Consider the following 17,412-nt stretch of genomic DNA (forward strand, 5'->3'; position numbering starts at 1 on the left):
GTTGCAGCCAACGCGCGCCGACGCAACCTCGACGCCGCGGCTATCAGCGCCGCTCTCAACGCCGCCGTGTTCCGCGGGGCAAGGCGAGCCGCACCTCGCGGTTGGCGAAGTCGATGTCGACGCGGCGGAACAGTTGCAGCACGTCCATCCCGAGCAGCATCGCAGGACGTTCAGACAAGCCGAACTGGCGGAACGGTGGCGCGTCTACCGCGGTGAATGCAACGGGCAGGTCGCCGAGCGTCAGGTTGCCGATCGAGACCCGGTCGATCGTGGTGTAGTCGGCGACCACGGTTTCGCCGGTGACTCCGGTCAGCGATACCGGTTGCGAGCGCGCCGCGCTGCCGAGCTTGCGCGTGACCCGTCGGCGGAGCGCGCCATTGGCCATGCTGACCGATGTGCCGGTGTCGAGGATCACGCGGATGCGGATGCCGTTGCAATAGGCGTCGGTGACGACGAGCTGCCCGAACAGGCTCCGCGCTCTGATCACGATCTCGTCGGGGCCTGTGCGTTCGCGGTGCTGTCGTCTGCGTGAGGGGATGACGGTCATCGTCTTGGCGTCGAAGTCGATCGTCACCGCGTGATCCTGCAACGTGTCGATCCCGAGCAGTCCGCGCGCGCCGAGGTTGATCGCGCTGATCGCGGGCGCCTCGATCGGCGCGCTACCGATCACGCTGACCTTCAGCGAGGGAATGACGACGGTGCCGATGCTGTCCGACCCAGTCATGCCGGTGACGCGCACGGTCCGGCCGGGAGCGAGCCCGAGCGTGGCGGCAAGTTCGCGCGAGATGACGGTACGCTGCGCGCCGGTGTCGACGACGAAGGGGAAGGGGCCGGCGCCGGCGATCGTTACCGGGACGGTCATGCGGGTTTCGTCCTCGGCGAACAGGAGCGTGGCAGGGTCGGGCTCTGCTGCGGATGCTGCACTTGGAGAGGGTGCAGCATATTGTTGCGGCGGGACGGCGTCCTGGGCGCTGGCCTGGGCGGAAACGACTAGCAATAGAGGGGCTAGCCACCTGTGCATGCTGCAAATGCTGCGCTCATTCCAGACTGCGCGCAACTACCGTTGTCCGCGGCAGACGGCCCCGAATGTTATGGCGGTTATCATACGTTTGTTTCCCCGCGAAGGCGGGGATCCAGACTGGGCTCGCGCCCTCGCGGGAGAACAGGGCCGCGGCGGTTATCACGAGCTTGCAACTGTTAGTTTGGTGTTACCGGGCATGAGCTGAGCCATTCCGAAATCCTCCCCCGCAAGGGGAGGTGGCGCCGTAGGCGACGGAGGGGGAGGACCACGCAACAGGGGTTTGCCCTTACCTCCCCCCGTCTGGCAAGCGCCAGCCACCTCCCCCTGGCGGGGGAGGATCGAACCCGACTCAGTCCGGCCGCATCGCGTCGGCGATCATCGCCTCCGCCTCAATCAGCAACGCATCGTCCGAACTGTTCGTCGCCACTTTCTCCCGGCCGATCAGCGTCAGCACCGGCACCGCGAGCGGCGTGACCCGCTCCAGATCGACATGCACCATCGTCGCCGCCGCGCGGTCGAGCAGCGACGCCAGCCGCCCCACATCCGTCATCCGCGCCCGCGCATCCGCCCAGGCTGCCTCCAGCAACAGATGCGTGGGCTCGTACTTTCGCAGCACGTCGTAGATCAGGTCGGTCGAGAACGTCACCTGCTTGCCGGTCTTTCGTTTACCCGGATGCTGGCGCTCGACCAGCCCGCCGATCACCGCCACCTCACGGAACGCGCGCTTCAACAGGTGCGATTGCTGCACCCACTCCACGAACTCGTGTTCGAGGATATCGGCCGAGAACAGCGACGCTGGGTCGGTAATCTTCTCCAGCCCGTACACCGCCAGCGCATAGTCATTGGCGACGAACCCGAGCGGTTTCAGCCCCTGCGTCTCCATCCGCCGCGTGATCAGCATGCCGAGCGACTGGTGCGCGTTCCACCCTTCGAAGCTGTACGCGACCATGTAATGCCGCCCCTCGCGCGGGAACGTCTCGACCAGCAATTGCCCCGGCTCGGGCATCACCGATCGATACGCCTGCATCTCCAGCCATTCGCGCACGTCGTCGGGGAAGCGCGCCCAGTCGCCCGGCTGCGCGAGGAACCCGCGGACGCGGTCGGCGAGGTTGGTCGACAGCGGCATCCGGCTGCCGCCATAGGTCGGGATCCGCGCGGGCTTCGATGTGGCGCGCACGACCAGATCCTCGAGGTCGATCTTCATCATCTCCAGGCTCAATCCGGCGAAGAAGAACGTATCACCGTGGCTCAGCTGCGCCGCGAACGCCTCCTCGACGCGGCCCAGCACGCGGCCATTGCCGAACCGCACGTTGAGCATCGTCGCCTCGACGATGATGCCTGCGTTCAGCCGGTGCTGGCCGATGAATTTGGGATGGCTGACCCGCCACGTCCCGTCCGCGTCCTTGGTCAGCCGCTTGAAGCGGTCATACGCCTTCAGCGAATACCCCCGTCACTGATGAAGTGCAGCACACGCTCGAACGTCTCGGTCGGCAGCGCGGAATAGGGCAGCGCCGAGCGGATCTCGTCGAGCAGATCCGCTTCGCGGAACGGCGCCGCGCACGCGCACGCCATCACATGCTGCGCCAGCACGTCGAGTGCACCGACGCGGAAGATATCCGCATCGAGTTCGCCCGCCTCGACCGCGTCGAGCGCCGCGCGTGCCTCGAGATATTCGAACCGGTTGCCCGGCACGACGATCGCCTCTGACGATTCGTCGAGACGGTGGTTGGCGCGCCCGATCCGCTGCAACAGCCGCGACGAGCCCTTCGGCGCGCCCATCTGGATCACGCAATCGACATTGCCCCAGTCGACGCCCAGATCGAGGCTCGACGTCGCGACCAGCGCGCGGAGTTTTCCCTCGGCCATCGCGTTCTCGACCTTCCGCCGCGCCTCTTTGGCGAGGCTGCCGTGATGCACGCCGATCGGCAGATTGCCCGAGTTCACCTTCCACAGATCCTGGAAGATCAGCTCGGCGAGGCTGCGCGTGTTGCAGAACACGATCGAGGTCTCGTGCGCTTCGATCTCCGCCATCACCTGCGCGGCGGCATAGCGGCCCGAATGTCCCGACCACGGCACGCGACCCTCGGGCAGCAAAATCGCGATGTTGGGATCGGCGCCGGGTTCGCCGCGGACCATCGCGACCTGGTCGATGTCGCCATCGGGGGCGAGCCATGCGCGATAGCCGTCCGCATCCGCGACCGTCGCCGACAGTGCGACGCGGCGCATCCCCGGCGAAATCGTCTGCAACCGGGCCATGCACAGCGACAACAGGTCGCCGCGCTTGCCGGTCGCGAACGCGTGGACCTCGTCGACGACGATCGTGCGAAGGTTTTCGAACATCGTGATGCTGTCCGGATAGCTCAGCAGCAGCGACAGCGATTCGGGCGTCGTCAGCAGGATCTGCGGCGGCTTGATCCTTTGCCGTGCCTTGCGGTCGGAGGGCGTATCGCCGGTGCGCGTTTCGACCCGGATATCGACGCCCATCTCGTCGATCGGCGTCAGCAGATTACGCTGCACGTCGACCGCGAGCGCCTTCAGCGGCGAGACGTAGAGCGTGTGGAGCCCAGTCGTCGGCGCCTCGATCAGTTCGGCGAGCGTCGGCAAAAACCCGGCGAGCGTCTTTCCCGCGCCGGTCGCCGCCACCAGCAGCGCATGATGCCCCGCGCGCCCTTCCGCCAGCATCTCGCGCTGATGCCGCCGCGGCCGCCAATCGCGCGACGCGAACCAGTTTTCCAAGGGAAGGGGAAGGTCGCTCACGGCCTGTTCACGCATCGTCGTCATATGGGGGCATCGCGCCGCACCGCTATGGACCGCGTGCGGAACGACCGCCACTTTGGCTAAAGCTCTGTTGTGAAAGACGATCGGTGTCGCTTTTTCGTTATCTCCTGCCGCTACCGTTGCTCGCACTCCTGCCGTTCGCCAATGCCACTGCCGCCGACAAGTCGTTCGTCGGCGGCGGCGGAATGGTCCGCCTCTCGCATCCGTCCAGCCTTATGCCGACGCGCAACTTCGCCGGTCGCGCGCTGCTGAACAGCGGCTGGCGCCAGATGTGGGATGGGACGCCGGTTGGCCGCGGCGTCGGCATCGTCCGCTTCTGGCAGGTCGCCAAACCAACCGACGGCCAGGGGCAGGTGACCGAGATGATCCAGGTCGGCTTCAGCCGGAGCGCGGGCGTGGTCGCCAAATGCGGTACCGAGGGGCTGGTTGCCGGCCATGCCAGGCGCCTCCCCAACCGGATGCTCGGCGGCCACCGCTGGACGGTCTACACCAACGGTGACGCAGGCATGAGCCAGCAGGTCAACGCGACCAACTTCCGCAGCGTCATCAACGGTGCTTGCTATGCGATCGACCGGATCACCTATGCGGTCAAGGCGGCCGCACCAGCCGGCCGGCTTGCGCCGCCCCAGGCGGTGGCTGCGGCGCGGATGGATCAGATTCTAGCGACGATCAAGGTCGGCGGGCGGCGCTGATCGATCCTCCCCGCAAGGGGGAGGTGGCTGGCTCTTGCCAGACGGAGGGGAGGAAAGGGCAACCGCCGTTCCGTATCCTCCCCCTCAGCACCTTCGGCGCCCCCCCTGGCGGGGAGGATCGATCGGTCGCCGCCAACGCGAGCCGCGACGTCGACTCCGGCTCGTCCTGAACAGGGGAATGACAGACCCCACCAATACTCCGTCACCCCGGACCCGTTCCGGGGCCCACCGTTCCGCGACCTCACTGCTCTCGATCGTGCGGAGGCGTGGATGCCGGAACCAGTCCGGCATGACGGGGACCATGGGTCACGGCACACGCGCACGCCGCCAACGGCACCACACCCCCGCGTCACGCGTTACCTCCCGCATGGCAAAACTCGGCGACTGGCTCGAACCGCATCCGCACGGCATCCTCGTCAAGCCGATCGACGCCTGGATCGATCCCTCGATCCCCAGTGCGAAGGCACTCGTCACGCACGGCCACGCCGACCATGCGCGCGGCGGCCACGATGCCGTTTGGGCGACCCCCGAGACCCTAGCAATCATGGACGCGCGCTACGGCCCGCAAGCCGGCAACCCGGTCGCTTACGGCGAGACGATCAAGATGGGTGAGGTCGACATCGGCTTCGTCCCCGCAGGCCACGTCCTCGGCTCCGCGCAGATCGTCCTCGATTATCGCGGCGAGCGGATCGTCGTGTCGGGCGATTACAAACGCCGCGCGGACCCGACCTGCACGCCATTCGAGCCCGTCAGATGCGACGTCTTCATCACCGAGGCGACCTTCGGCCTGCCGGTCTTCCGCCACCCCGATACCGGCGACGAGATCGACAAGCTGATCGCCGCGCTGCACGCGAACCCCGATCGCTGCGTCGTCGTCGGTGCCTATGCGCTCGGCAAGGCACAGCGCGTGATCGCCGAACTGCGCGAGCGCGGGCACACCGCCCCGATCTACATCCACGGCGCGCTGCAAAAGCTCTGCGACCTGTATGCCGAGCACGGCGTGAGGCTCGGCGAACTCCTGCCGGTGGCGGATGCGAAGAAGGCGGACATGGCGGGGCATGTCGTGATGTGCCCGCCCGGCGCGCTCAACGATCGCTGGTCGCGGCGGCTGCCCGATCCGATCACCGCGATGGCGAGCGGCTGGATGCGCGTCCGCGGTCGCGCGCGCCAGAAGAACGTCGAGCTCCCGCTGATCCTCAGCGATCACGCCGACTGGGACGAACTCACCACCACGCTGACCGAGATCGCCCCGCAGGAAGTATGGGTCACGCACGGCCGCGAGGATGCGCTGGTCCATTGGTGCATGACCCGCCAGATCAAGGCGCGCGCACTGGCGCTTGTCGGGTTCGAGGACGAGGACGACTGAGGCCGCCGTCCCGTCAAATCGGGCGTAGTTCTCCCGAGAACGGCGGCGGCGTCGCCTTGCGCCACGGCAGTGCGCGGCCCTCCACCAGCGAGCGCCATGCCCATTCGACCGGGGCGATGTCGAATTTCCGCACATAGGCGTTGGCGAGCAGCAACAGCCCGATGTTCACGGCCAGCGCGGTCGCCATGAGTCCGGCCCAGCCGAGCGTGCCGTACAAGGCGAGGCCAAGGGCGGGAACAGGATCCACAAGCAGACGATCGTCTGGAGGATGTAGATCGACAGCGCGGTGCGCCCGGCCGCGATGAATGGCCGTAACAGCGTGGCGCCGAACCCGGTGCCGAGCAGCAGGCATACCGCGCCGATATGGCCGAGCGTCATCGCCTCGCGCGCGACCTCGGCGGTGGCCCAGATCGTTTTCGGCGCGCCGTCGAACCGCGTCTGTTCGATCGCGCCGACGACCCGCAGCGGGATGCCGACCGCATAGGCGATTAGCGTCATGCGCAGGTAGAAGCCGCGCGATCGTGCGCCTTGCAGGATGCCGAGCCTGTAGAGCGCGGCACCGATCAGCATGACGCTGACGGCTTCCCAGAAGACGATCAGCTCGAACCCCGCGACTGGAGCGTGACCGTGACGCTCCACTGCATCGCCGCCCATGTCGCGAAGCTGCCGGTACGCGCCTTGTCCTCCGCGACGACCTTCGCGCGGCTTTCGGCCTTGCTCTTCGCGCGCTTGGCGTCGCCGGTCGCGACCTTGGCGAGCAGCTTCCGATCGTCAGCGGTGACGGGTCGACCGGCAGCGCGTGCGGCGGTGATCGCGGCGACCTGCGAGCGCTGTTGCAGCGTCTGATAATAGCCGAAATAGCCTGCGCCGCCGAGTTGCGCGACGGCGGCGATTAGCCCAATCGTGATCAGCCAGCGCGGGCGCATCCGCCTGAACAGGAACGCGGCCAACGCGGCGATCGCATAGCTGTGAAGGATGTCGCCGGGCCACAACAGGATGAAGAGGTGGACGATGCCGAACCCGAGCAGAAGCACGTTGCGCAGGTAATAGCGCTTCATCACGACGCGCTTGCCGACGCTCAGCGCGGCGCGATCGGTCAGGATCACCATCCCCGCGCCGAACAGCAGTTCGAGCATGCAGCGCGCGGTGCCGTTGGCGATCACTTCGCGGAGCCACCACGCGACCTGATCGGCCTGGCTCCAGCCGAGATGCCGAAAGTCGCCGAACGACGCCCAGAGCGAACCGCCCATGTCATTGATATTCATGAACAAGATGCCGAGGATCGCGATCCCGCGGAGGATGTCGAGGACTGCGATACGCGGTGCGCCGTCGGGCTCGGTCGCCTGAAGTATCGTCGGTTCGACTGCCGTGGCGGCTAAGTCACGTGTGGCTTGGTCGTGCATCGTTCTGGGCCCCCCGAGATGACAGGCCCGACGCTAGGCCCATCGCGACGAAAGGCAAGCTTAGCCGGCGCCCTCTAGTGTACGGGCCCGCCGGCGTTGTACCGAACTTCCGATCCCCAACGCTTCGCGGTACTTTGCGACGGTTCGGCGTGCGATGTCGAAGCCTTTGGCGTTCAGCAACTCGACCAGCGTGTCGTCCGACAGGATCTTCGCGCCTTCCGTATCGATCAGCGCGCGGATCGCGGACTTCACCGCCTGCGCCGACACCGCCTCGCCGCCGTCCGCGGACTGGATCGCGCTCGTGAAGAAGTATTTCAGCTCGTAGAGCCCGCGCGCGCACGAGACGTATTTGTTGCTCGTCACGCGGCTGACGGTCGATTCGTGCATCTCGATCGCGTCCGCCACCTGGCGCAGCGTCAGCGGCCGCAAGTGCGCGACGCCCTTCAGGAAGAACGCTTCCTGCTGTTTCACGATCTCGGTCGCGACCTTGATGATCGTCCGCTGGCGCTGGTCGAGCGCCTTCACCAGCCAGTTGGCGCTGGCGAGGCAATCGCTCAGCCACGCCTTCGACGCCTTGTCCTGCTGCCCGCCCGACAACTCGGTGTAATAACTCCGGTTGACCAGAACGCGTGGCAAAGTCGACGCGTTGATCTCGATCGCCCAGCCTGCCGGCGTACGCGCCACGAACAGATCGGGCGTCACCGACTGCGCGGGCTCGCCGCCATAGCGACAGCCGGGCTTCGGATCATAGCCGCGCAGTTCGCGGATCATGTCGGCCATGTCCTCGTCGTCGACGTCGCAAATCCGCTTCAATCGGGTCAGCTCGCCACGCGCGAGCAGGTCGAGATTGGCGATCAACAACGCCATGCAGGGGTCGTAGCGATCCGCCTCCTTCGCCTGCAACGTCAGGCATTCGGCAAGATCGCGTGCGCCGACGCCGGTCGGGTCGAAGGTCTGGATCGTTGCCAGCACGGCCTCGACGCGGACCAGCGGCACGCCGAGCCTGTTGGCGATGTCGAGCAGCGACACGGTGAGATAGCCCGCCTCGTCGATCTGGTCGATCAGGTGCTCGGCGATGAACGCGTCCTCGCGGGGGATCGCGGGACCGGCCTGCGCGAGCAGGTGGTCCGCGAGGCTGAGGCTGGTATCGGCGAACGCGTCGAGATCGGGGCCATCCTCGCCGCCGACACCCCCGCGCTCGCGCCGGTCATCGATAGCGCGCCGTCCATCCCGCTGCCGCCGTCGGCGACGCTGTCCTGCTGGTGGCTTTCAGTGGCATAGTCGACGTCGAGCGTCGGTTCGTCGCCGGCGCCGGCGCCGGTGCCCGCGACGAGTTCGTCGGCGGGGACACGTTCGTCGCGGACTTCGGGGCGGGTTCGCGGTCGGGGGCGTCGTTATCTTCGGCTGCACTCGCTTCGAGGAGCGGATTGCGCTCGACTTCCTCGGCGATGAACCCCTCGATCTCGAGGTTCGACAGCGCCAGCAGCTTGATCGCCTGCTGGAGCTGCGGGGTCATCACCAGCGATTGCGACTGGCGGATGTCCAGGCGAGGGGCGAGGCTCATGACGCTAAGGTGAGTTCTAATCCTCCCCGCAAGGGGGGTGGCAGGCATAGCCTGACGGAGGGGAGGTAAGAGCCAACTGGTGCTTCATGTCCTCCCCCTCCGACGCCTTTGGCGCCACCTCCCCTGACGGGGAGGATCGTAAGCAATGAATTAAAGCGAGAAGCCTTCGCCGAGGTACAGTCGTCGCACGTTGGCGTCGGCGACCAGTTCCGCCGGCGAGCCGGAGAACAGCACGCGGCCGTCATAGATGATGTAGGCGCGGTCGACGATCTCCAGCGTCTCGCGGACATTGTGGTCGGTGATCAGCACGCCGATGTCGCGACGCTTGAGGTCCTTTACCAGATCGCGGATGTCGGCGATCGAAATGGGGTCGATGCCCGCGAACGGCTCGTCGAGCAGCATGATCGACGGATCCGCCGCGAGTGCGCGGGCGATCTCGGCACGGCGACGCTCGCCGCCGGACAGCGCCATCGCCGGCGCTGCGCGGAGCCGGGTGAGGCCGAATTCCTCGAGTAGCGTGTCGAGTTTCCGCTGGCGTGCCGCCTTGTCCGGCTCGGACAGTTCGAGCACGGTCAGGATGTTCTTCTCGATCGTCAGCCCGCGGAAGATCGACGTTTCCTGCGGCAGGTAGCCGAGGCCGAGGATCGCGCGCCGGTACATCGGCAGCTTCGTGATGTCCTCGCCGTCGAGCATGATGCGGCCCGAGTCAGGCTTCACGAGACCCATCACCGAATAGAAGCAGGTCGTCTTGCCAGCGCCGTTGGGCCCGAGCAGGCCGACCACTTCGCCGCGCCCGACCGAGACCGACACGTCGGTCAGCACGACGCGCTTGTCGTAGGATTTCGCGATCGAGACGACCTGGAGCCCGTTGCTCACCGGCGGCTCGGAAATCGGCTCTACGTCCTCGATCGGGGGCAGCGTGGTGGCGTCCATGGGATCAGGCCCTCGCAAAGTCAGTCGCCGAATGCTCGGCGTGATGGTGTCGCCGAACCTCGGGGGTTTGGCAGGAAACATGCATGAGCGCGCCGCCGGAGGGAAGCCCTTGCGGTACGCTCGCGCGTCAGTTGCGCTTGGGGACCGAGAAGGTGCCGGTCACGCGGCCACCGGTCTGCGTGACCGTGCCACCGCTCGCGGCCGATCCTGCGGCGCTGCCCCCGGCGACCGACGATCCGTCGATCACCGAACGTCCGGTGTCGAGGTTCATCGTCAGGCGCCCGCCGTTCACGGTGTTGCCCGCCTGCGTCAGCGTGACCGCGCCGAGCATCGTGATGACGCGGCGGTTGAGGTCGTAGATCGCATACTGGCTGCGCGCCGTCTGGTCGGGACGCTTGACGATCACGCCGCCCGACGCGTCGAGCCGCGAGACCTGCGGGTTTCCGCCGATCACCTGGCCGGTATAGGCGACCGTCATTCGCGCCGAATTGAGCGTCATCTCGGCCTGCTTGACCGCGACGTTGCCCGACAGGATGGCGCGGTTCGCCTTGTCCTGAAGCTCGATATGATCCGCGCCGAAATCGATCGGGGCGTTGGAATTGTGCGACTGCTGCGCGACCGCGGTCGTGGAGAGCAGGACGGCGGTTATCCCGATGAGGATCCGACCGGCGAAGATAGGGGAAGCGCGCATGGCGGCTATTTCGGCCCTCTGGGGATGATCCGCAAGCGGGCATTACCGTCAAGCGTAACAGTGCGCTCCTCCAGGTTGGCGCGCAGCTTGTTGGCGCTGAAGGTCCCCTGCTGGACGGTGCCGGTCGCAGCACCACCGCTTTCGAGCGTGCGTGCCTTCATGTCGATCGTCGCGTTGGTGGTCTTCAGGTCGTAGCCGCCCGCCGCGGTGGCGTTGAGCGGACCGAACAGCTGCACCTTCTCGGTGTCCATGTCGTAGCGGCCGGTGTTCGCCTTGATGTTGGCGGGGCCGTCGGTCAGCTGGATCTGTGCCGCGAGCTGGTTGAGCTGGACGATCGGCTCGGCCGAGCTCTTCTGGATCGCGGACTTCGCGTCGAGGGTGAAGGACTGGCCCTTGCTGTCCTCGCCCCGATAACGTGCCGCCTGGATCTTCATGCGTTCCTGCGCGACGTCGACCTTGTTCTTGTCGAGCAGGAACGACACGTCGCCGCCCGCGGTCAGCGGCGCCATCACCAGGAATGCCGCCAGCACGCCGATCGCGGTCGGCAACGCGACGCGGGCGATCGCCACGAAGCGATCGTGACTGCCACCGGGCGCGGCCCAATCCTGCCGTGCGGTGCGCGCACGGCGAGCAGTCGGGGAGGGCGCCGGTATCTGGGTCATGCGTGGGCGAAGATATCGATCTCGGGCCAGCCGGCAAGATCGAGCGCGGCGCGAGTCGGCAGGAAGTCGAAGCACGCCTGCGCGAGTTCCATCCGGCCCTCGCGAATCAGGCGCTTGTCGAGTTCGGAGCGCAAGCGGTGGAGAAAGCGCACGTCGGACGCCGCGTAATCCTTCTGCGCGTCGGACAGCTCGGGGCTGCCCCAGTCGGACGATTGCTGCTGCTTCGAGATATCCTGGCCGAGCAGTTCGCGGACCAGCTCCTTCAGGCCGTGGCGATCGGTGTAGGTCCGCACGAGACGCGACGCGATCTTGGTGCAATAGACCGGCGCCGCGACGACGCCGAGGTAATGCTGGACCGCGGCGATATCGAATCGGCCGAAATGATAGAGTTTCACGCGTGCCGGGTCGGCCAGCAGCGCCTTCAAATTGGGCGCGTCGTAGCCCGCGCCCGCGGCGAAGCGGACGAGATGCTCGTCCGGGCCGCCATCGGACAACTGGACCAGGCACAGTCGGTCGCGCGGGGTGATGAGCCCCATCGTCTCGGTATCGACGGCGATCGCGGCGCCGGCCGCGAACAGATCGGCGGGAATGTCGCCTTCGTGGAGATGAACTGTCATGACGGTGGCCGTAGCGGTCCGCGGCGCAACGCTCAATGGCCCTATATTGGGCTGCGGCGTCGAATCGGGCGATAAGATGGCTTGCGTGGCGCCCTTGCGACGAGTCGTGGCTCGCGAGCGACACTTGCGTCAGTATCGATCCAAATCAGGCGTCTTCGGATCAGAATCTATTCGCGACGGCTTGTATTTTGCGCTAAGGGTCCCCTCAAGGCGCAAAAGGTTTCGCGCTGGAAAACCTGCGTTCGTCGTCCGGCACAAGGGTTTTGAGAAATTTGCGGGCGAACCGGGAAGACGAACAGAGCTTATGGGTTTCGATAAAGGTGGCCGCGGGAACCGTGGCGGGCGTGGCCGCGATAAGCGCGACAGCTTCGGCGGCGGCGACAACGAGTTCGGCGGCGGCAGCAGCTTTGGTGGCGGCGGCGACCGGTTCGGCGGCAGCAGCTACGGCGGCGGCGGTGGCTCGAGCTACGGTGGCGGTGGTGGCAGCAGCTACGGCGGCGGCAGCAGCTTCGGTGGCGGCGGCGGTGGCGGCGGTGGTTACCGCGGCGGCGGCGGTGGCGGCGGCTTCTCGGGCGGTGGCGGCGGCGGCGGCGGTCGCGGCATGCCTCCCCAGGTCGTCGGCGAAGGCACCGGCGTCGTAAAGTTCTTCAACGCACAGAAGGGCTTCGGCTTCGTCGTTCGTGATGACGGCGGCGAGGACGTGTTCGTCCACATCAGCGCAGTCGAGCAGGCCGGCATGGTCGCGCTCGCAGAGGGTCAGCCGCTCGGCTTCACGCTCGTCGACCGCGGTGGCCGTATCTCGGCGACCGACCTCAAGATCGACGGCGAGCCGATGGCCGTCACCGATCGCGGCCCGCCGCGTGACCGTGACGCCGGCCCGGGCGCGCCCCGTGGTGGCGACCGTGACGGTGGTGCAGGTGGCGCACAGCGTCAGCTCACCGGCGAGAAGGCGACCGGTACGGTCAAGTTCTTCAACGCGATGAAGGGCTTCGGCTTCATCCAGCGCGACGACGGACAGCCTGACGCATTCGTCCACATCTCGGCCGTGGAACGCGCCGGCATGGCGACGCTGAACGAGGGCGACAAGCTCGAGTTCGAGCTTGAGGTCGATCGTCGCGGCAAGTACGCAGCGGTGAACCTGAGCGCAGGCGGCTGATCCAGCTGACTGACTCAGACCGCTGATCCGTACCGTGTTCGGTAGGATAATGATTGCGGCCGGTCTTGCCTTGGCGGGACCGGCCGCTCTCGTTTCATCATCGTGGCAATCCGCAGCGCCCGCGCAGACGCCGTCGCCGCCGGAAACGCGAGTCCCGGTGCTGTCGGCGACGATCGTCGCGCGCTATCCGCATGACCGGACGGCCTTCACCGAAGGGCTGCTCTGGCACGACGGTGCGCTGTACGAGAGCACGGGGCAGGAGCGGCAATCCGACGTCCGCCGCGTCTCGCTCAAGGACGGCAAGATCCTCGCGAGGGGCAGAATCGATCCCGCGCAGTTCGGCGAAGGCCTCGCGCTGTGGAAGGACCAGCTCGTCAGCCTCACCTGGCATGACGGTATCGCGCATCGCTGGGATGTCCGCACGCTCAAGCCCAAGGGGCAGAACCGCTACACCGGCGAGGGCTGGGGGCTGACGAGCGACGGCGTTTCGCTGCTTCAGTCCGACGGCAGCGCCGACATCATCGTCCGCGATCCGCTGACCCTGGCCGAGCGCCGCCGCGTGGCGGTGACGATCGACGGTCGGCCGCTGCGCGACATCAACGAGCTCGAATATGTCGACGGGGCGCTGCTGGCGAACGTCTGGCACACCGGATACCTGGTTCGCATCGATCCGAAGACCGGCAAGGTGACCGCGGTGATCGACCTGCGTCCGCTGGTGGCCGAGGTCGCGGCGACGGATCGCGAGGCGGTGCTCAACGGTATCGCCTGGGACGCGAAGGCGGACCGGCTGTTCGTGACGGGCAAATACTGGCCGACGCTATTCGAGATCAAGATCGCCGCCGGCCCGCGGTGAGGGTGTAGAGTGTCTCGACGAGAGGCATTCCCCGGTTTCCTTGTTCTCCAGCGAAGGCGGGTGTCCAGTCTGGGCTCCCGCCTTCGTGGTAGAACAAGGGAGGGCGAGACCGCTGCCCTTCAAACGCTTCCGTCCACCCGTCACCCCAGCGAAAGCTGGGGTATCCGCGTTGGCGGGCGCGTTGGCCCGCACGATGATATCCCAGCTTTCGCTGGGATGACGGGGCGGGGCGGGGGTGGGGGTGGGAGTACAAAACTTGGCAGTGCGGGTCTCCCTGGACGCAACCTACCCAATCTCAAACTGTCCGCCTAAACGCCCCGCCCAGCCTCCGGCGCTGCCGCTCGGATCGCCGTCAGCACATGCGCCAGCAACCCGTCCGCATCGTGGCGGATATTGTGCCCGCCAGGCATCCCGACCTTCCGCACGTTCGTCGCCGATAGCAGCGGGCACAGGCTGTCCGTCTCCTCGACCCCATAGATGCACGTGAGGGGCGCCCAGGTCAGCCGGTTGCCGGTCGTCACCCCCATGCTGTCGGGCGTCCGATGATCGTACAGCAACCCCGACGGATCGGCGCGGTAAAACACGGTATCGCCCGGCAGGATCAACACGATCGCCGCCACCCGAGCGCGCAGCGATGGCGGGAGGTCCGCCAGCCCGGTCTGTACGATGTCCGCGCCGTACGACTGCCCCATCACGACCGCGCGCTTGGCCCCTGTCCGCGCCAGCGCCGTCCGCACCCCGTCGGCGACGATCGAATCCAGTTCGGCCCGGGTCCGGGATCGCGCGAACAGCGCCGGGGTCGTGATCCCGACCACCGGGATCCCGTGCTCCGTCAGCCCCCGCGACGTCGATGCGCCAAGCAGGAAGCGCAGCCCCATGTCGCCCGAGAAATTGACCACCACGACCGGCGGTGCGCCCGAAGTGTGGAGCCCGATGGCAGGATAGACATGCACCGGATCGCGATCGAAATACCCGGCAAGATAAACGAACAGCACTATGATCGCAGAAACGATGCCAGTCACCCACGCGCCGCGCCGCCAACGCCGCGCCGTCGCCGTGCGGGAATGTCTCGAACTTTTCACCCGACCGTCCTTACGCGTACCAAGATCGGATGCGATAGCCCGTCAGGCCGCGCGCTTCGATGACGCGCGGATTACGTGATCATCCGCTTCAGCGTTTCGATCCGGTCCGCCTCCGCCGCTGGCTTGTCTGTCCGTATCCGCGCGATCCGGGGGAAGCGCATCGCGACCCCCGATTTGTGCCGCTTGGAATCGTGGAGCAGAATCGAACGCGATCTCCAGCACCAGCGTCTTTTCCACCTCGCGCACCGGGCCGAACCGGTTCTGCGTGTGATTGCGAACGAAGCTGTCGAGCATCTTCAACTCCTCGTCGGTAATCCCGGAATAGGCTTTCCCGACGGGGAGCAGTTCGCCGTCCTCGGTCCAGCAGCCGAACGTGTAATCCGAATAATAGGATGACCGCCGCCCGGAGCCGCGTTGCGCGTACATCATAACGCAATCGGCGGTCAGCGGATCGCGCTTCCATTTGTACCAGAGGCCGGCTCGGCGCCCGCCGACATAGGGCGAGTCGCGGCGCTTGAGCATGACGCCCTCGATCGCGGCATCGCGCGAGGTGGCGCGGATCGCTTCCAGTGCGGTGAAGTCCTCCGCCTCGATCACCGCGCTCAGATCGAACCGCTCGGGATCGAGTTGCGGCACGAACGCCTCGAGCCGCTTGCGCCGCTCGGTCCAGGGCAGCGTCCGCAGATCTTCCTGACCATCGAGCAGCAGGTCATAGAGCCGGACGAACGCGGGATACTCGGCCCGCATCTTCGCCGACACGGTCTTGCGTCCGAGCCTTTGCTGGAGTGCGTTGAAGCTCGCCGCGCCGCCGCCGTCCTCCAGCGTGCCGCCCTGATGCTCGCCCTTCACCAGCAACTCGCCATCGACCGTGCCAGGCGTCCGGAACGCTGCGGCGATCTCCGGAAAGCTGCCCGTCACGTCGTCGCCGGTGCGGCTGTAGAGCCGGGTTTCGCCCGCGACATGGACGATCTGGACGCGGATGCCGTCCCATTTCCACTCGGCGGCATAGTCGGTGAGATCGACGCGGAGGTCTTCCAGGCCGTGGGCGAGCATGAACGGCCGGAACACGGGGACATCGGCGGGGTCGGCTGCGCGCCCGTGCCCTCCGCCCACGCGAACAGGCTTGGATAGGGCGCGTCGAGCCCGTGCCAGACCTCCTCCACCGCATCGACGTCGAGACCGAACGCGTCCGCCAGTGCGGTCTTCGCCAGCCGCGCCGACACGCCGATCCGCAGCGCGCCCGTCGCCATCTTCAGCAGCGCGAACCGCTCCTCGGCATCGGACCTGTCGAGCATGTCCGCGAGTGCACCGGGGGCATCGGCACGCGACAACGCTGCGAGCCGCTCGACGACGTCGGTTATCGACAGGGGTGGGATCGACCGGAACCGTCGGTTCGGGCCAGAGCAGCGCGACCGTCTCCGCAGTATCGCCGACATAATCGCGGCTCATCCGGAACAGCACCGGATCGACGCGCTCCTCGATCAGCCCACGGATCACGGCCGACTTCACGCCCTTCAGATCGAGATCGCCGGTCAGTGCCGCCATCGCCCAGCCGCGGTCGGGGTCGGGCGTCGCGCGCAGGTAATCCGCGATCAGCTTCAGCTTCGCGTTGCGGGACCGGGTGTAGGTGAGCGAGTCGAGCAGGGCGGCGAAAGCGTGCATCGTCGTTCAACGCACGGGAAGCCGCCGCCGCTCCCCGCACCCCTTCACCGTGCCGATCTTCAACGCGCCCATCTTCACCGGGCCCATCTTCACCGGGCCGATCTTCACCGGGTGCGCGTGTAGCTGAAAAGAACCTCGTGCGGCGCCTTGCCGTCGATCCGTACCCAGACGTCGATGCGGTTGGGCCCGAGTCGGCGCATCGTCAGCCCGTCGAAATGGACCGCATCCTTCTCCATCGCGACGAGCGGGCAGCTCTCCGGTTTACCCGTCTTATCTTCCCAACCGGTCAGGTCGGCGTTGAAATGACGCAGGCGATAGGCCAGCGATTTGCCAACGGGGACGATCTGAATCAGTTCGTAAAAGGCGACCTTGCCCTTCTGCGTCTGCGTGAAATGTCCCGTGATCTGACCGGCTTCGGGCGCTGCATAGACCTCTGTGGCATCGCCGCCGAGACCGGGCCCGTGCCAGCTTCCCTCCAGCCATGCGAGCGATTCGATGCTCGCGGCCGGCGGTGCGACTCCGGGGGCGGCGGACCGCGTCTCGTCGGGAACGGCAGCGAGGGACGAGGCCGGCAAGGCGGCGAGCGCGAGGATCGGGATCCAGAAATGCATATAGCCTCCACCGTTTCCGGCAGAGGCTACATGATTGGAGCCGCTTGGCGAGTCGCTAGCGGTATGTGCGTCAGTCGATCGCGTTCTTTATCCCCTTGCCGGCGAGCAGGCCGAGCACGAGGAAGATCACGAACAGCGCGATCGCGATGAAGAACAGGATCTTGGCGATCCCGATGAACGCGCCGCCGATGCCGCCGAAGCCGAGCAGCGCAAGAACGGCGCCGATGACGAGAAAGGTGATTGCGAGCTTCAGCATGGCGGCCTCCAGTTTTCAGTAAGGTCTCTCAACCGGCCCGGCGACCGGATTGTTCCTCGGCTGTA

At 66.7% G+C, this 17,412-nt stretch carries 15 protein-coding genes and 3 pseudogenes; 4 read left to right on the forward strand and 14 right to left on the reverse strand.

The window, feature by feature from the left end:
• Positions 1–55: 55 nt before the first annotated feature.
• Positions 56–862: an aspartyl protease family protein gene (locus AC0IX7_RS17120; RefSeq protein WP_471813028.1), complete on the reverse strand. Its 807-nt coding sequence runs from the start codon at positions 860–862 to the stop codon at positions 56–58.
• 508 nt (positions 863–1,370) lie between these two features.
• Positions 1,371–3,793: pseudogene (locus AC0IX7_RS17125) on the reverse strand (ligase-associated DNA damage response DEXH box helicase).
• A 92-nt stretch (positions 3,794–3,885) separates the two neighbouring features.
• Here AC0IX7_RS17125 and AC0IX7_RS17130 point away from each other — a divergent pair.
• Together AC0IX7_RS17130 and AC0IX7_RS17135 are read left to right on the forward strand one after the other, a co-directional pair.
• On the forward strand, positions 3,886–4,491 hold the full coding sequence (locus tag AC0IX7_RS17130) for a hypothetical protein (RefSeq protein ID WP_471813030.1): 606 nt from the start codon (positions 3,886–3,888) through the stop codon (positions 4,489–4,491).
• Positions 4,492–4,858: 367 nt separating this feature from the next.
• Positions 4,859–5,857, forward strand: a complete 999-nt coding sequence (locus tag AC0IX7_RS17135) for a ligase-associated DNA damage response exonuclease (protein ID WP_471813032.1) — start codon at positions 4,859–4,861, stop codon at positions 5,855–5,857.
• A gap of 13 nt (positions 5,858–5,870) precedes the next feature.
• Here the strand turns inward: AC0IX7_RS17135 and AC0IX7_RS17140 are convergent, their stop codons facing one another.
• The 8 genes and pseudogenes from AC0IX7_RS17140 to AC0IX7_RS17175 all read right to left on the reverse strand — a co-directional run bounded on the left by AC0IX7_RS17140 (position 5,871) and on the right by AC0IX7_RS17175 (position 11,727).
• The gene (locus AC0IX7_RS17140; protein WP_471813033.1) at positions 5,871–6,044 is read right to left on the reverse strand and encodes a hypothetical protein; all 174 of its coding nucleotides are present in this window, start codon (positions 6,042–6,044) and stop codon (positions 5,871–5,873) included.
• Positions 6,023–6,511, reverse strand: coding sequence for a DUF418 domain-containing protein (locus tag AC0IX7_RS17145; RefSeq protein WP_471813035.1), 489 nt, complete (start codon positions 6,509–6,511; stop codon positions 6,023–6,025). Before AC0IX7_RS17145 ends, AC0IX7_RS17140 begins: the two co-directional genes overlap by 22 nt.
• On the reverse strand, positions 6,454–7,260 hold the full coding sequence (locus AC0IX7_RS17150; RefSeq protein WP_471813037.1) for a DUF418 domain-containing protein: 807 nt from the start codon (positions 7,258–7,260) through the stop codon (positions 6,454–6,456). The genes AC0IX7_RS17145 and AC0IX7_RS17150 overlap by 58 nt, the downstream gene beginning before the upstream one ends.
• 60 nt (positions 7,261–7,320) lie before the next feature.
• Positions 7,321–8,824, reverse strand: a pseudogene (gene rpoN, locus AC0IX7_RS17155) (RNA polymerase factor sigma-54).
• Positions 8,825–8,974: 150 nt separating this feature from the next.
• Positions 8,975–9,757, reverse strand: coding sequence for an LPS export ABC transporter ATP-binding protein (gene lptB / locus AC0IX7_RS17160; protein WP_187502235.1), 783 nt, complete (start codon positions 9,755–9,757; stop codon positions 8,975–8,977).
• A 127-nt stretch (positions 9,758–9,884) separates the two neighbouring features.
• Entirely contained in the window at positions 9,885–10,448 is a 564-nt protein-coding gene (locus AC0IX7_RS17165) for an LptA/OstA family protein (RefSeq protein ID WP_187502234.1), read from the reverse strand.
• A 5-nt stretch (positions 10,449–10,453) separates the two neighbouring features.
• A complete protein-coding gene (lptC, locus tag AC0IX7_RS17170; RefSeq protein ID WP_248524591.1) occupies positions 10,454–11,110 on the reverse strand; it encodes an LPS export ABC transporter periplasmic protein LptC in 657 nt (218 codons plus the stop codon).
• Positions 11,107–11,727, reverse strand: a complete 621-nt coding sequence (locus tag AC0IX7_RS17175; RefSeq protein WP_471813039.1) for a ribonuclease D — start codon at positions 11,725–11,727, stop codon at positions 11,107–11,109. The genes lptC and AC0IX7_RS17175 overlap by 4 nt, the downstream gene beginning before the upstream one ends.
• A 304-nt stretch (positions 11,728–12,031) precedes the next feature.
• Here AC0IX7_RS17175 and AC0IX7_RS17180 point away from each other — a divergent pair, with 304 nt between their 5' ends.
• Both AC0IX7_RS17180 and AC0IX7_RS17185 read left to right on the forward strand, forming a co-directional pair.
• Entirely contained in the window at positions 12,032–12,883 is an 852-nt protein-coding gene (locus AC0IX7_RS17180; RefSeq protein WP_471813040.1) for a cold-shock protein, read from the forward strand.
• Positions 12,884–12,932: 49 nt separating this feature from the next.
• Complete coding sequence (locus AC0IX7_RS17185; protein WP_471813042.1) at positions 12,933–13,736, forward strand: glutaminyl-peptide cyclotransferase; 804 nt, start codon at positions 12,933–12,935, stop codon at positions 13,734–13,736.
• Between the two features lie 308 nt (positions 13,737–14,044).
• Here the strand turns inward: AC0IX7_RS17185 and AC0IX7_RS17190 are convergent, their stop codons facing one another.
• The 4 genes and pseudogenes from AC0IX7_RS17190 to AC0IX7_RS17205 form a co-directional block, all read right to left on the reverse strand.
• A complete protein-coding gene (locus AC0IX7_RS17190) occupies positions 14,045–14,731 on the reverse strand; it encodes an AcvB/VirJ family lysyl-phosphatidylglycerol hydrolase (protein ID WP_471813044.1) in 687 nt (228 codons plus the stop codon).
• 158 nt (positions 14,732–14,889) lie between these two features.
• Positions 14,890–16,480 (reverse strand): annotated as a pseudogene (locus AC0IX7_RS17195) (cisplatin damage response ATP-dependent DNA ligase).
• Positions 16,481–16,584: 104 nt separating this feature from the next.
• Complete coding sequence (locus tag AC0IX7_RS17200; RefSeq protein WP_471813046.1) at positions 16,585–17,091, reverse strand: DUF6265 family protein; 507 nt, start codon at positions 17,089–17,091, stop codon at positions 16,585–16,587.
• A gap of 70 nt (positions 17,092–17,161) precedes the next feature.
• Positions 17,162–17,347, reverse strand: coding sequence for a DUF1328 family protein (locus AC0IX7_RS17205; protein ID WP_055881870.1), 186 nt, complete (start codon positions 17,345–17,347; stop codon positions 17,162–17,164).
• Between the last annotated feature and the right edge of the window lie 65 nt (positions 17,348–17,412).

This window comes from Sphingomonas sp. AC411 (genome assembly GCF_979253035.1).

Coding starts and splice junctions, on each gene's coding strand:
- AC0IX7_RS17120 (WP_471813028.1), bottom strand. CDS start 862: ATGACCGTCCCGGTAACGATCGCCGGCGCCGGCCCCTTCCCCTTCGTC.
- AC0IX7_RS17135 (WP_471813032.1), top strand. CDS start 4,859: ATGGCAAAACTCGGCGACTGGCTCGAACCGCATCCGCACGGCATCCTC.
- AC0IX7_RS17140 (WP_471813033.1), bottom strand. CDS start 6,044: ATGGCGACCGCGCTGGCCGTGAACATCGGGCTGTTGCTGCTCGCCAAC.
- AC0IX7_RS17145 (WP_471813035.1), bottom strand. CDS start 6,511: ATGGGCGGCGATGCAGTGGAGCGTCACGGTCACGCTCCAGTCGCGGGG.
- AC0IX7_RS17150 (WP_471813037.1), bottom strand. CDS start 7,260: ATGCACGACCAAGCCACACGTGACTTAGCCGCCACGGCAGTCGAACCG.
- lptB (WP_187502235.1), bottom strand. CDS start 9,757: ATGGACGCCACCACGCTGCCCCCGATCGAGGACGTAGAGCCGATTTCC.
- AC0IX7_RS17165 (WP_187502234.1), bottom strand. CDS start 10,448: ATGCGCGCTTCCCCTATCTTCGCCGGTCGGATCCTCATCGGGATAACC.
- lptC (WP_248524591.1), bottom strand. CDS start 11,110: ATGACCCAGATACCGGCGCCCTCCCCGACTGCTCGCCGTGCGCGCACC.
- AC0IX7_RS17175 (WP_471813039.1), bottom strand. CDS start 11,727: ATGACAGTTCATCTCCACGAAGGCGACATTCCCGCCGATCTGTTCGCG.
- AC0IX7_RS17180 (WP_471813040.1), top strand. CDS start 12,032: ATGGGTTTCGATAAAGGTGGCCGCGGGAACCGTGGCGGGCGTGGCCGC.
- AC0IX7_RS17185 (WP_471813042.1), top strand. CDS start 12,933: ATGATTGCGGCCGGTCTTGCCTTGGCGGGACCGGCCGCTCTCGTTTCA.
- AC0IX7_RS17200 (WP_471813046.1), bottom strand. CDS start 17,091: ATGCATTTCTGGATCCCGATCCTCGCGCTCGCCGCCTTGCCGGCCTCG.
- AC0IX7_RS17205 (WP_055881870.1), bottom strand. CDS start 17,347: ATGCTGAAGCTCGCAATCACCTTTCTCGTCATCGGCGCCGTTCTTGCG.